General features: G+C 64.0%; 12 protein-coding genes. 8 read left to right on the top strand and 4 right to left on the bottom strand.

The window, feature by feature from the left end:
* The first annotated feature begins 71 nt into the window (after positions 1-71).
* From PHA81_RS08870 to PHA81_RS08845, 6 genes are all read left to right on the top strand, one after another.
* Positions 72-1,418, top strand: coding sequence for an alkaline phosphatase family protein (locus PHA81_RS08870; protein ID WP_005042212.1), 1,347 nt, complete (start codon positions 72-74; stop codon positions 1,416-1,418).
* Positions 1,419-1,737: 319 nt separating this feature from the next.
* Positions 1,738-2,652, top strand: coding sequence for a DUF5791 family protein (locus PHA81_RS08865; RefSeq protein ID WP_005042210.1), 915 nt, complete (start codon positions 1,738-1,740; stop codon positions 2,650-2,652).
* Complete coding sequence (locus tag PHA81_RS08860; RefSeq protein WP_273836524.1) at positions 2,649-3,539, top strand: SDR family oxidoreductase; 891 nt, start codon at positions 2,649-2,651, stop codon at positions 3,537-3,539. The genes PHA81_RS08865 and PHA81_RS08860 overlap by 4 nt, the downstream gene beginning before the upstream one ends.
* Before the next feature lie 412 nt (positions 3,540-3,951).
* Positions 3,952-5,040, top strand: a complete 1,089-nt coding sequence (locus PHA81_RS08855; RefSeq protein ID WP_273836523.1) for an aldo/keto reductase — start codon at positions 3,952-3,954, stop codon at positions 5,038-5,040.
* 117 nt (positions 5,041-5,157) lie between these two features.
* The gene (locus tag PHA81_RS08850) at positions 5,158-5,946 is read left to right on the top strand and encodes a helix-turn-helix domain-containing protein (protein WP_005042200.1); all 789 of its coding nucleotides are present in this window, start codon (positions 5,158-5,160) and stop codon (positions 5,944-5,946) included.
* 396 nt (positions 5,947-6,342) lie between these two features.
* Positions 6,343-7,434 (top strand): glycosyl transferase family 2, encoded by a 1,092-nt coding sequence (locus PHA81_RS08845; protein ID WP_273836539.1) that lies wholly within the window; start codon positions 6,343-6,345, stop codon positions 7,432-7,434.
* A 47-nt stretch (positions 7,435-7,481) separates the two neighbouring features.
* Here PHA81_RS08845 and PHA81_RS08840 read toward each other — a convergent pair whose 3' ends face one another.
* Positions 7,482-7,667 carry a hypothetical protein gene (locus PHA81_RS08840; RefSeq protein WP_273836520.1) on the bottom strand — a complete coding sequence of 62 codons (186 nt, stop codon included), beginning with the start codon at positions 7,665-7,667 and terminating at the stop codon, positions 7,482-7,484.
* A gap of 107 nt (positions 7,668-7,774) precedes the next feature.
* Between PHA81_RS08840 and PHA81_RS08835 the strand changes: the two genes are divergently transcribed.
* Together PHA81_RS08835 and PHA81_RS08830 are read left to right on the top strand one after the other, a co-directional pair.
* A complete protein-coding gene (locus PHA81_RS08835) occupies positions 7,775-8,332 on the top strand; it encodes a hypothetical protein (RefSeq protein WP_273836519.1) in 558 nt (185 codons plus the stop codon).
* A 24-nt stretch (positions 8,333-8,356) separates the two neighbouring features.
* Complete coding sequence (locus PHA81_RS08830) at positions 8,357-8,956, top strand: CoA pyrophosphatase (RefSeq protein WP_273836518.1); 600 nt, start codon at positions 8,357-8,359, stop codon at positions 8,954-8,956.
* Positions 8,957-9,082: 126 nt separating this feature from the next.
* On the opposite strand, the gene PHA81_RS08825 is transcribed toward PHA81_RS08830, so the two are convergent.
* The 3 genes from PHA81_RS08825 to PHA81_RS08815 form a co-directional block, all read right to left on the bottom strand.
* Positions 9,083-9,469, bottom strand: a complete 387-nt coding sequence (locus tag PHA81_RS08825; protein WP_273836517.1) for a PIN domain-containing protein — start codon at positions 9,467-9,469, stop codon at positions 9,083-9,085.
* Positions 9,466-9,615, bottom strand: a complete 150-nt coding sequence (locus PHA81_RS08820) for a hypothetical protein (protein WP_273836515.1) — start codon at positions 9,613-9,615, stop codon at positions 9,466-9,468. The genes PHA81_RS08825 and PHA81_RS08820 overlap by 4 nt, the downstream gene beginning before the upstream one ends.
* A gap of 185 nt (positions 9,616-9,800) precedes the next feature.
* Complete coding sequence (locus tag PHA81_RS08815; RefSeq protein WP_273836513.1) at positions 9,801-13,886, bottom strand: TaqI-like C-terminal specificity domain-containing protein; 4,086 nt, start codon at positions 13,884-13,886, stop codon at positions 9,801-9,803.
* Between the last annotated feature and the right edge of the window lie 103 nt (positions 13,887-13,989).

Below are 13,989 nucleotides of genomic sequence, written 5' to 3'. Positions count from 1 at the left end.
CCGGCGATCCCGTCCCGTGAGGGGTGATGCCGAAACGAACGTTCTTTGTGCCCCTCGGGAGTAGCCGTCCCATGGGACTGTTCGACCGCATCCGCGGCGACGACGCCCCGCGCGTCGCCTTCTTCGGTATCGACGGGGTTCCGTACAGCTTGATCGAGGACAACCCGGACGTCTTCGAGAACCTCTCCACGCTCGCCCGCGAGGGGAGTTCGGGCGCGATCGATTCGATCGTACCCCCCGAATCGAGCGCGTGCTGGCCCTCCCTGACCACCGGCGTCAACCCCGGTGAGACGGGCGTCTACGGCTTCCAGGACCGAGAAGTCGGTTCGTACGAAACCTATGTTCCGATGGGGCGCGACGTCCAGGCGACTCGTGTCTGGGACCGCGTCGAGGAGGAGGGCCGCGACGCCACCGTGATGAACGTCCCCGTGACCTTCCCGCCCCAGCGCGACGTCCAGCGGATGGTCTCGGGCTTCCTCTCGCCTGGCGTCGACGAGGCCGCCTACCCCGACGAGCTTCGAGACACCCTCTCCGGTCTCGACTACCGGATCGACAACAACGCGAAGCTCGGTCACGACGACGACAAGAGTGAGTTCATCGAGGACGCCCACGCCACCCTCGACGCCCGCTTCGAGGCCTTCTCACAGTACGTGGAGCAGGACGACTGGGACCTCCTGTTCGGGGTGTTCATGACCACCGATCGAGTGAACCACTTCCTGTTCAAACACTACGAGGAGGACGGCGAGTACAAGCAGGAGTTCCTCGACTTCTACAGCAAGGTCGACGAGTATCTCGGCCGCCTGCGCGAGATGCTGCCAGAGGACGTCACGATGGCGGTTGCCTCCGACCACGGATTCACGAGCCTCGATCACGAAGTCCACTTCAACGAGTGGCTCCACCAGAACGGCTGGCTCGACTACGCTGACGACGATCACGAGAGCCTCGCGGACATCTCCGACGACACCGAGGCGTACGCGTTCATCCCTGGCCGGTTCTACATCAACCTCGAAGGCCGCGAGCCACGCGGCGCGGTCGCCGAAGAGGACTACGAGGAGAAACGCACCGAACTCAAGAAAGCGCTCGAAACCCTCGAAGGCCCCGACGGCCGGAAGGTCTGTGAGCGCGTCGTCGAGAAGGAGGACGCCTTCCGCGGAGCCCACGACGACATCGCGCCCGATCTCGTCGCCATCCCGAATCACGGCTTCGATCTCAAAGCCGGCTTCTCGGGCCACGACAGCGTCTTCGACACCGGGCCGCGCAACGGAATGCACAGCTTCGATAACGCCTGCCTGTTCGTCGACGATGCGAACGCCCACGTCGGTGACGACACTGACCTGTTCGACATCGCGCCCACGCTGCTCGACGCGATGGAGATCGACTACGACCGCAGCGAGTTCGACGGATCGAGTCTGGCCTAGAGCACCCACTTTTTTACAGAGGGTCCTCCCTCACGCCTGCGGCGTTCGGTCGAACCCTCTCCAAAAACCTGGACTAAAAACTGCCGCTCACTCGCGGTAGAACTGCTGGCACTCCTGCTACCGCACAGCACCACCCGAGCTCTCGGGCGCTCGCGTTGCTCGCACCCTCGCCCTCGATCCACCAGGAGAGCAAGCTCTCCTGAGCCCTGCAGTCGCGGAGCGACCGCAGGACGCCAGGCCCGCACCGCCGCAACCGCACCGCGACCGCCCGACCGCTGCCGGCGAAGTTTCAAATCCGAAACCGCGACCACCGCGTGGCATGCAGGACGCGTCAGGTCAGCCGACAGCAAACGCACTTGATGGCGACTGCGGCTGTGAGACACGCGTGGAAGGCCGGCGGCTCGTCGTCGACGCCACCGACTGCCCGAAGGAGGGTCGTCTGGCGGCGAGCCCTGCCTGTCGTGCGAGCGTCGTCGTCGCGCTCGTTGGCTGCCCCGTTGCCAGCGTGCGAACGCAGATCGAGGCCGGGACGTACGTCCACAGCGACGGGGCAACGGCGCTGCTGGTCGCCGCCGGGCGGTTCGTCGCGCTCGCCGCGGACCACGACCGGGCACTGGCGGCACGCACGCTTCGCGATCCACTCGGTGCAGCCCGCGTCGCGGCCGGCCGCAGCGGCTCCGTTGCAGAGCTCGCAGCCGAAACGGGACTGATCGAGGGATTGGGGCGCGTCGCGGGCTACGACGACGCGTTCACGGCCGGCCTCGCTCCCGAACTCAATCCACTTACGTCGGCGAGCGCTATCCCGGACATGCTCCACGATATCGACGACGCGGGCAGCCTCTCGCCCGACGAACTCCGCGAACGCTACGACGACCGCCTCCGAAACGTCATCGAAGAATACGGAGTCGAGATCGTCGCGGACGAGGCTGGCGTCCCACGGGAGCCGGTCACGATGCTCGCCGAGGGCGAATCACCCGATCTCACGCTCGAAGAGGCCGCGGCGATCCTCGCGACGAGCGAGGACGAACCCGACGCGGAGGCCATCGTGCTCGAAACCCGCGACCACCTCCTGATGGGGATGACGACCGCCGTCCTCGACGTCGAGGCGGTCGAGTCCGGGATCGACGGTGCGCTCGATGCCCGCGAGATCCAGCAGAAGATCGAGGGCCGGCTCCCGATGGATCTCGACGAGCTCGCCACCATTCACGGGTACATCGAGGAACGCAAACCGTGACCCGTGTCGCCATTCTGGGGTGTGGCTACGTCGGTCTCGAACTCGGTCGCCAGCTCGCGCCCGACCACGACGTCGTCGGGGTGCGCCGCTCGGAAGCGGGCGTCGAACGGATCGAACGCGCCGGCCTCGATGCCGCCCGGGCCGATATCACCGATCCCGACGACCTCGCGCGCGTGCCGGACGTCGATTGCGTGGTGTTCGCGGCGAGTTCGGGTGGTCGGGACGCCGAGGCCGCGCGCGAGATCTACGTTGACGGTCTCCGGACCGCGATCGAGGCCTTCGGCACGCGCGAGCAGCCACCTGATCGCCTGATCTACACCTCCTCGACTGGCGTCTACGGCGATCACGACGGCGCGTGGGTCGACGAGGAGACGCCGATCGAGCCGACGACCGAGAAGACCGACGTGCTCGCCGAGGCCGAGCGGATCGCCCGCGAGGAAGCCAGCGATCACGGCATTGCGGGAACGGTCGCGCGCTTCGCGGGGCTGTACGGCCCCGACCGCTACCGGCTCGATCGCTACCTCGACGGCCCCGTCACGGCGGGCTATCTCAACATGATCCACCGCGACGACGCCGCCGGCACGATCCGATTCCTCCTCGAAATCGACACCGCGCGCGACGATACGGTGCTCGTGGCCGACGACGAACCTGTCTCGAAGCACACCTTCGCCGACTGGCTCGCCGACGAGTGCGACGTTCCGCGCCCCGAGAAGCGAACGAAGGACGAGCGCCTCGAAGACGGCGATCTCTCCGCAGCCGCACGCCGCCGGATAGAGACCTCGAAGCGCTGTGCGAACGACAAACTCCACGATCTGGACTACGAGTTCACGTACCCGACCTACCGCGAGGGGTACCGGGCGGCGATCGACGCGTACCGGAGCGGGTGACGGCGGCGGACGAAAATCCGCTGGCAGTGGCGCGCGGGAGTGCGCCTCCAGCGCACGACTCGTGCGAGGGATGACTGAACGGAGTGAAGGAATCGGTTGGGGAGGTGTGTGGCGGTTGCGGTGTGGTAGCGGAAAGTCAGTGTAGCTGAACCGCGAACGAGCACCGCGAGTGAGCGGGTGTTTTTAGTCCAGGTTTTTGCGACGAGTGGTGGGCGAGCGACCGACGGGAGCGAGCGCACCCGAGAAGTAAAAAAGTGGGCGCGGGAGGGTGTGGCTCGCGGTCTCTCGTTTGCATCGTGATTGTTGTGGACGAGTCAATTCCGTCGCCGAGAAACGGATTGGTGCTGCTTCGTGGCGGAGCCGTTGGGAGGCGTGTCCCACAGCATATCACCACGAGCCGCCAATCGCTCGCATGGCAACCAGCGAGGCGACGTGGGCGTACCGCGACCGCCATACTGAGGAATTCGGCCGGACGTACTTCCGCCGGTTCGGCGACTGCATCGTCTCCAGCATCGGCCTCGGGACCTACCTCGGCGATCCCACCGATGAAGTCGACGAGTCGTATCACGACTCGATCGTGCGGGCGCTCGACTCCGGCATCAACGTGCTCGATACCGCGATCAACTACCGTCACCAGCGCTCCGAACGGGTCGTCGGGCGTGCGCTCGATGCGGCCGATGTCGATCGCGACGCGGTGGTGATCGCCACCAAGGGCGGGTTCGTGCCGTTCGACGGTGGACGACCCGACGACCCGGGACAGTACATTCGTGAGGAGTACATCGAACCCGGAATCGTCGACGCCGACGATCTCGTCCGCGGGATGCACTGTCTCGCGCCCGCGTTCGTCGACGATCAGCTCGATCGCTCGCTCGCGAATCTCGGGATCGAAACGATCGACTGCTACTACGTTCACAACCCAGAGTTCCAGCTCGACGAGCGCTCACGCGAGACCGTCTACGACGATCTGGAGGCGACGTTCGCCAGACTCGAAGAGCGCGCGGCCGCTGGTGACCTCCGTCACTACGGCGTGGCGACGTGGGACGCGTTCCGTGTCGCACCTGACGACCCAAATCACCTCTCGCTCCCCGAGGTCGTTTCGCGCGCCCGCGCTGCGGCCCGGACGACGGGCAACGACGCGACCCACTTCCGGGCCGTGCAGCTTCCGTTCAACGTCGTCATGGCCGACGCGTTCACCGTCGCGGCCCACGACGGTCCCGACGGTCCCCAGAGCGCGCTCCGGTTCGCGCGCGAGGCCGGACTCGACGTGTTCGTGAGCGCGCCACTGGCCCAGGGTCGGCTTGCAGAGGAGATCCCGACCGGCGTTGCCGACCGACTCGATGGCGAGACGCCGGCCGCGAAGGCGCTCACGTTCGCGCGTTCGGGACCTGGTGTGACGTGCGCGCTCGTCGGGATGCGTCGTTCAGAACACGTCGTGGCAAACGTCGATTCGGGCCGCGTGGACGCGATGGGGGCGGACGCGTTCGACGCGACCTTCGAGTGAGCGACCCAACTCCCCGTCTGCGTGAAGTGTACAGCGCCGAACGTGTTTATGACATGAGCATTTTTCCACCGATTGATCCAAAAGAGATATACCGCACAATAGGGGACATCCGAGCCAATGGGACCGCGTGAGCACGTCGCGTTTCTGGCCGGCTCGGCGAACCGAGTACGGATCCTCGAAACGCTCCGCGAGCAGCCCCATCGCCAGTGCGAACTCACCGAGGCGTGTGACCTGTCGCGCTCGACCGTCCACCGCGCGCTCGACGGGCTCGAAAGTCGGGGATGGGTCGAGCAGACGGGCGGTGAGTACCGACTCACTATCGGCGGCGATCTCGTTCTCAGCCACTACGAAGCACTCGAATCGGCGATCGACCGGATCGACGAGTGGGGTATGTTTCTCAACCGACTCGGCGACCTCGCTGACACGCTCCCGCTCGCTGCGCTTTCGAAAGCCACGCTGGTGACGAACTCCCGAGAGGACCCCCACGCGGCTGCCACCCATTTCACTGACCAGTTCAGAACGGCCACGACCGAAACGTTTCGTGGCATCGCGTCGGTTGTTAGCCCACGCTTCACCGAGGCCGCACAGCCGCTCATCACGACCGACACCGACATGGAGTTGATCATCGACGAATCGGTGCTCGACGCCTCGTTGACCCACTATTCGAACGACCTCGAGGACGGATATTCGCTCGACAACTTCACGTTGTACTGTTATCCCGCCGAACTCCACTTCGGTCTCGCGATCTTCGACGAACGCGTGCTGGTCAACACACACGACGAGCGCGGCGTCCTCCGTGAGTGTCTCGACAGCACCGACGAGACGCTCCGATCGTGGGCACACGACGTCTACGACGACCACCGGACTGACGCCCGTCGCGCCAAACACCTCGCCGAACCAGAGTGAGCGTTCGCGTCTCTCGGCGAGACACATGTTTCACACCTTGACACACGATGCAAGAGGTAAGTATTCCATACTCGGGGTCATTCGTACGGATGGAACCGCCTCTGGTTCCGTGCGCACGGGATACGGTCCGTTGCCCTGGCATCATCTCCCGTGCCTTTTCACTACGGCAGTAAGTCACATCGCTCGAGGCCACGAACCGGCGATCGCGGTGGCTTTCGGAAGGTTTGATTGACGGCTTCGCGTAGCAGCGGCCGTGTCACGGAGTCCGCCGCCCGGCCCGCCGCGTTCGTCGCGACGTCGCCCGGTTCTCTGCCGCCCACTCTTCGTTTCCAGATTTGCTGAACCGCAGAGTACCGACCGATTTCCGATCACGACGGCCGTGTGGGGTGGCTGATCGTGGAGTACGTACAGGAACGGATCACGACGCTGCACGACTTCGGCGACGCCACGCCGGATGCCCCCACCGATCGGGCGACCGTCGTCGTGCCGATGACCGACCGCGAGTACCGGACGCCAGCGGCCGAACGAGTGCTCTCGACGCTCGCGGATATCGACCCCGCACAGGTGATCGTCGCCCTCCGAACCGAACCGGCGAACGTCGGTGCGTTCGACGCGTGGCTCGGCGCGTTCGACCCGGTCGAGACGCTCTGGTGTGGCGGTCCGCAGGTGCGGGAACTGCTGGCCGAGCACGGTCTCGACGGCGCGCGGGGGAAGGGCCGGGACGTCTGGCTCGCACTCGGCGTCGCTGCGCTCGACACCGAGTACGTCGTGATCCACGACGCCGACGCGACCTCGTACTCCTCGGGACACGTCCCTCGACTCCTCGCGCCGCTCGACGGCGAGTTCGGGTTCGTGAAAGGCTACTACGCCCGTGTCGAGCGAAACCAGCTGTTCGGACGGCTGTTCCGGCTGTTCTACGTTCCTTTGGTGCGCGCACTCGCCCAGCGCCACGACGCGGCGATCCTCGGATACCTCGACGCGTTCCGGTACGCGCTCGCGGGCGAAGTCGCGCTCACGGCCGATCTCGCGCGTCAGCTTCGGGTGAGTCGCGAGTGGGGCCTCGAAATCGATACACTCGGTGCCGCGTTCGACGCTGTGGGGTTCGCGGGCACGGCCCAGGTCGATCTCGGCACCCACGTCCACGACCACCGCGACGTCGGCGGCTCGGCGGGGCTTGCGGCGATGAGTCGTGCGGTCGGCGCAGCGGTGTTCCGCGCTATCGAGGAACACAGCGTCGAGCCGGCGTACGAGACGCTGCCCGCGCGGTACGAAACCGCCGCAAAAACGCTCGTCGAACAGTACGCTGCCGACGCCGCGCACAACGGGCTCGACTACGACCGGGTGGCCGAGCGCGACCAGGTCGCCCAGTACGCCGCAGCGATCGATCCCCCTGGTGCCGACACGCGCCTCCCAGCGTGGGGGGACACGTCGCTCGATCCTGAGCACTTCCGACGAGCCGCGCAAGCGGACCTCGAATCGGTCGACTGAGTCGGACACATTGCCGACACAGCTGGCGGTTGAGACGGTCTCTGTTGTTACCCGGATCGTGATTCGAGCGCCGTGCCGACACCGATCCCGATGGCGACGCCGACACCCAGCCACAACCCCATCTCGCCCGTCGCTGTCCCGAGGGCTGCACCGAGTGCAACACCGATAGCGATCCCCACCCCGAGCCGTCCGCCGTCGATCGCATCGTCTCCGTCGTTGGTTTCGGTCGTCACGACTCAGATGGAGTAGCCACTGCCAAAACGTTACCGTGGGATCGGTTCGAGTCGGCCGATCGCGGGCGATCCAAAGAGCCATTGGCGTCGACCGGAACCGTCGAACGATGGAGTTCAGCCACGACGAGCTCGCCGGCGTGGTCGATCTGTTCGGCGCGCTCACCCGCGCGGAGCTATCCCAGGCGTGTGACGAACTCGCGTTCAAGCGTGGCACCGAGTTCGAGTCGGCGGAGACGATCGACGACGCGATCACGGCCTACCGTCTCGTCGCGATCGACCCTGCGGATACCGGTGTCGAGGGGATGGTTCCGGAAGCGACTGCGGATGACCCGCTTCTCGCCGTCGGCCCGACGGCGTTTCCGACGCTCCCGGACCGGGCCGAGGACCTCCCACATATCCTGGATATCGAGCCACGCGAGGTCGACCGCACAGTTCTGGGAGCCGTCGCCGAGGAGCGATTTCGTGCGGACGCGGCGCGGGCCGTCGCCGACGCCGATCACGCGCGAATCACCCAGCTGTTGGACGTGAGCTACGACCTCGATGCGTGGGCTCCGGTCGATCTGGGTGGTGTCCGCGATCGGCTCGACGACGCGGCAGCGGAGATGGATGGGGCCGACGACCGCGCCGGGAGCCACGCGCCCGAGATCGACGAGCGGACGAATTAAGCCCCGGCGGCACGTTCGATGGGCATGGATCTCGCGCGGGTGGCTCAGTATTCGGCCACGGCGGTTACCGACGAGCAGCGGGAGGCGGCCGTGCTCGCGCCGGTCATCACCCGCAAGGACGGTCCGCACCTTCTCTTTACCAAGCGCGCCGACCACCTCGGCGAGCATCCGGGCCAGATGAGCTTCCCCGGCGGCGGCCGCGAACCCAGCGACGAAGACCTCACCGCGACCGCGCTTCGGGAAGCGAACGAAGAAATCGGACTCGATCCGGAGACTGCCGAAGTGATCGGCCGGCTCGACGACATCCGGACCGTGACCGAGTACGCGGTCCGGCCGTTCGTCGCCCGGGTTCCTGACCGCGAGTACGTCCCCGACGAGCGCGAGGTCGCCGAGGTAGCAGTGTTATCGGTGGCGGCGCTCACCGACCCGGCGAACTACGACTCGGAGCGCCGCGATCACCCCCACTACGGCGAGATTCGACTCCACTTCTTCCGGGTCGACGATTTCGTCGTGTGGGGTGCGACCGGGCGCATCCTCGCCCAGCTTCTGGAGCTCGCGACCGACTGGCGCGTGCCCGACGAGCCGGATCGCGTGGTCGATCCCGACGCCGACTTCCCGGTATGAGATGGTGGTGTGGCCCACCAGCTCTGTTTCACTGTGTGGCGAACTCGCTGTCGGCGTCGGTCAGCACCGAGTCCGTCAGAACAGTGGATTCGGGAGACGATGGCCGGCAGGTTTCGGAACGTATCGTTATCGTATCTCTTCGGGCGACTTCGCTCCGTGTTCTCGCAACTCCGCGTCGAACGACAGGAGGGTTGCATCGGCGGCGTCGGCGGCAGCGAGGATCAGCGCGTCCATCGGATAGAGGTACGTCTCGCGCTGGAGTCGGTTCGCGGCAACGATATCCGATGCGTCGGGAAACGTGATCGTGGCTCGGTTCGTGATTCGCGCTTCGATTCCTTCGACGTGCTCGCGGTCGAACTGCTTTTTCTTCGCGAGCACGCTCCGCAGTTCCATGAGATTCAACACCGACGTGTGCATCTCGTGGTCGTTCAGTACCGCGATAGCGGCGTCGGCGCGGTCGTCGTCTTTCGTCACGACGGCGACGAGCACGTTCGTATCGGCGAAACACCTCATGTCTGCTCGCGGAGATCACGAACCGCCGCGACGGAATCCATGTCGACGTCGACCGCCAACTCCGCGAGCGCGTCACCGAGTGGACGGTCGTCCTCGTCGCCGCCATCACGGACGAACTCGGCGAAGTCATCTGCAGTGAGACTCATAGCTCATCTTCAACATCAGTACGGATAAACAACCCACCTCCAGCCCCACCTTTTGCTGCACTCCGACCTTTTTCCGCCTCGGGTGCGCAAAGCGCACCACTCGGCGCAAAAACGTCGATGAAAAAGTCCCGAGCCTCGCTGCGCTCGGCTCGGTGAACCGCGCTCGCCTGCGGCTCGCGCGGACGTTACTCCCCGACCGCTTCCTCCACGATCTCGATCTCCTCATCCGTCAGCCCGTACAGTTCGTAGACGATCTCGTCGATCAGATCGTCGGTGCGCTCGATTTTCTCGTCCAGCTCCGCGGCGCGCTCGCGGGCGTCCATATAGCGCTCGATGCCACCCTCGACATCCGCAAGCGTCGGCAGCGTCAGCCCCTCCAATCTATCGAGCGGCGAAATCGTCGCGGTCGCGTTGTCCCGATAGCCCGCGAAGCCGTCGGCCGCGTCGACCGCGTGGGGCACGAACGCCGCGATGAGGTCGGCCTCTGGCTCACTCAGCCCAACGAACTCCATCGCCGGCACGGGATCGAGCGTGGCGTAGCCCCGACTGTTCGTGTCGTACTCGTCGGGATCGGTCGGCTTCACGTACGGCTCCGCCAGCACCCGCAGGCGGTCGCCATCCCGCTCGATCTGCGCGCCCGTCACCCGGAGTTTCTCGAACTCGCTGTCGGCTTCCGTGTCGGTCAGCACCGACTCGGCCAGCCCGCTCGCCGGCTGGTATAACTCCCCGAGGGCCGGGCCATCTTCGTAGGTTCCGAGGTAATCGAGGAGGTCGAGATTGAGCGCGTTTCGCTCTTCTGCGAGTGTTTCCATTTCAGGAACGATATATGTCAAGAATTCATGTTTCAAGAGGTCTGATTCTCGCATCTCTTTTCTCAATTCGCTATTCTGTATTTCTTGAATACTAAGTGCGCCAAAGCTATACAAGTCCTGTATATTTTCTCCATCAGGGGCGCGCAAATCGATTTCTTGTATTGGAATTCGAAGTAGCTCGTTTCGGTGAATGTCAAGAGTTTGGAAAACGCGGCTATAATAGAAATCGATTAGTCTGGAGTTCAGAATCGCACAAAGGTACTCATGACTGTATTCTGTATCTGTGTGGGCAAGCAACGCGTCTTTCACATACCACGAATCTCGGTCAACAACGCCAGTTGGCGACTCACTCATTCGGCTAATCACGACTTTCTTGCGTTCGAATCGTTCTGCTTCGCCGGGTCGTGCCGTTGAACGGTGCTGTCGCATATCGTCTGGTACGTACCAGACATATGTTCCGCTCCAACTGGAATAGTACTGCTGGATGTTTCTGCTCGTGATTAATTTTTTGTCTTCCGGTTCTGTCTCCTTCTCTTTCAAATATCTAGAATCGTCGCCTGTTTTGAGGCCGAAATCAATATCAGAGAGTTTGCCCAGTTCAGCGGAATCGGATTTGATTTTGTCTCTCAGTTCGAATTCTTCTGGTGAGAGTACGAAGAATCTCGAATCGCTGTCTGAATCGTATCTTTGCTGTGGTATGGGCGCGATTTCTGAATCAGAGACCACATCAAAAATGCCAATCACGTTTTCGCTCCTTGCAGACTCATCGCTTTCGGGAGAGACAAATGTCAAAACGGTTTCCACGGACGCATCTTGAAACACGTTCTCTGGGAGAATACCTAGCCGACGCACATTCGCAGTTTTCAAGATATATTCTCTGAGTCCTTCTGCACTACTGAGAACACGCCATGTATCGGAAGTTATTAAACCAATATTCCCGTGCTCTCGAACCGTCTCGATTGAAAATTGGATGAAACAATTGAGAATGTCGCTTTTTGCACGATATGACTCAGGGTACAGTTCCCAAAGTGCTCCCTTGATGCTATCATCTAGGTTATGCGGGCGAACATACGGCGGATTCCCCACCACGGCATCGAAGCCCGCACTCGCCAGTCGCTCGCCGTCGCTGTCGAAGAAGACCGCGGGGAATTCGAGTTCCCAGTGGAAAAAGCCCTCCTCGCCGGCCATCGCGCGGGCCGCGGGGAACCAGTCGGTCGCCTCGATCTCGGCCCACGCTTCGTCGTCCTCGATGGCGCGGGCCATGCGCTCGATGGCGTCGTCGGGCACGTCGAGTCCGAACTCACCGGCCGTGTGGACCGTCGCCATCGCCTGGAGATGCTCGTACAGCGGGTCCTCGCGGATGTCGGCGTAGAGTGCCTCCATCGAGTGCACGTCGTCCAGGGTCTCGTTGTCGATGGCGAGCAGCTCGCCCATGCGGTCCATCACGTGATCGAGCGCCTGCCGGCGCACCTGATCGAAGTAATCGAACAGGCTCGACTGGACCATCCCCTCCGCGTCGTCCGTGATCGCATCGGCGTCGCCGTCCTCGGCGAGCACCTCGGTGATGTCCGACCCCACCAAGGAGTTCCCGGATTTGAGGTGGTGATCGAGGAAGGCCAGCGGCTGGTCGGCGGCGAGCGTTTCGAGCCACATCGAGAGCTTCGCCAGCTCGACGGCCATCCCGTTGACGTCCACGCCGTAGATACACTCCCGCGAGATCGTGCGCCGGACCAACTCCTCGTCGAACAGCGAGCCCGATTCCAACTCCCGAACGCGCTCCATCACCGCGTCGGCGAGGTATCCTGTGGCCTTCGTCAAGAAATGCCCGCTGCCCATCGCCGGGTCCAGCACCTTGAGATCGGTCACGCGCTCCCAGAACGCGATCACGTACTCCTGGGTGCCCGGCTCCAAGTGGTCGAGATCGTCCTCGATTTCGGAAAGCAGCGGCCCGACGGTCTCCTCGACGATGTACGTCACCACGTAGTCGGGCGTGTAGTACGCACCCGTGGCCTTGCGCTCGCCGTCGTCGTTCACCACGTAGAGCTCGCCCGCCTCGACCGTTTCGACCGCCTCGGCAACGCTCACCTCGTCGGCGGGCTTCCAGACCTGTCCACCATCCCCGGATACGGCGGCCTGCGCCTCGGGCGCGACGGCGAACTCGTGTTCGAGCAGCCCCTCGTAGATCGTTCCCAGATGCCGGGTATCCAGATCGGCGTAGTCCGCAGCGACGTGGCCCTCGTCGGTCTCGGTCGTCGACAGCCGATACACGACCTCCGCGAGATGCCGGTCCGACACCTCGTTCGCGGCGAGGAACTCGTGACTCTCCTCGTCGAACAGCCCCCCGTTGTACGCCGGAATCCCCAGGTCGTCGTTGCCCGAGTCCACGAGCGCGAAGAGGTCCTCAAGACGGCTCCACAACCCGGTCGAAAACGACGAGAACTCCCGCTCGAACTCCCCTTCGTCGGCGCGCTCGCCCACCTCGTCGATGACCTCGCGCCGGAGCGCGTCGAGGCTGAAGTTCTCCTCGTACTCCTCGGCGGCGTGCGGATCGTCCGGATCGATGAGTCCGCGCGATTCCGCGTAGAGCACGAACATCAACCGATACAGCAACACCAGCGAGTGCTCCTTCAGCTCGCCGAGCCGCTCCTCCTCGGCAGGGTCGATCTCCAGATCGTTCGTCTCGACAAAACCCTCGCCGAGCACCCGCAGCGCCGTGAACACGTTGTCCTGGAGATCCTCGCCCAGCTCCTGGGCGGCGGTCTCGCTCTCGGACCACACCCTGTCGAGAAACGTCGTCCCGGCCGATTCCCGAAACGCGGCCGGCCGGAAGAACACGTAAAAATACTTGAACACCTCGACGCTGCCAGTTTCGAGCAGATCGACCAAATCGACCTCGTAGTAGGTCTCGGTCTCGTAGTCCTTCGTCCCGTAGAGCCGCCATTTCTTCCCGTTCGTCAGGATGCCCCACGAGACCGACTCGGGCGTGTGTTCGAGGTAGTATTTGATCTGGTGGGAGGCGTCCCGATAGGACCGCGCCTCGCCGAAGCGTGCGGTGAAATCGGCGTCCCACTGCTTGGCTTCGAGCACCGACAGCGATTGTCCATAGATCCCGGCGTACTCCCCGTCACTCTTCATCGCCGCGGCGGCACGGCGGTCGTCGGCGGCGTCGTACAGCGCCCGATCGACCGATCCGCGTGCGTCGAGGATCGGCGTCTCCGGAAGCGATTCGTACCCCAAAATCGAGAGCACTTCGTCGATCCAGTGTTGCCGGAGCGGGTCCTCGTCGTAGCTTTCGAGCGTGCCCTGCTCCGCCTCGTAGAGCGCCTGTAGCTCCTCGAACGCCTGCTCGGCTTCCTCGTCGCAGTCCCACTCGTCCAGCCCGAAGACACGCTCGTCGAGATAGTAGCCCGAAAAGAGGTTCGAGTTGCGATACCGACCCGGAAGCGTCGCCTGACTCATTGCTGTTCCATACGGGTCGGGCGGACGATAAGAAAGTACGGACTCGCCGTGGATCGCTGCGGGAACCCTGGCACGGCGTATGGCCGTCACGATCACGCTTCGA

The organism is Halococcus sp. PRR34 (assembly GCF_028617175.1).
Lineage (GTDB): Archaea > Halobacteriota > Halobacteria > Halobacteriales > Halococcaceae > Halococcus > Halococcus salifodinae.
Note: the sequence above shows the minus strand (reverse complement) of the source record. Positions and strands in the feature narration are given on the sequence as shown.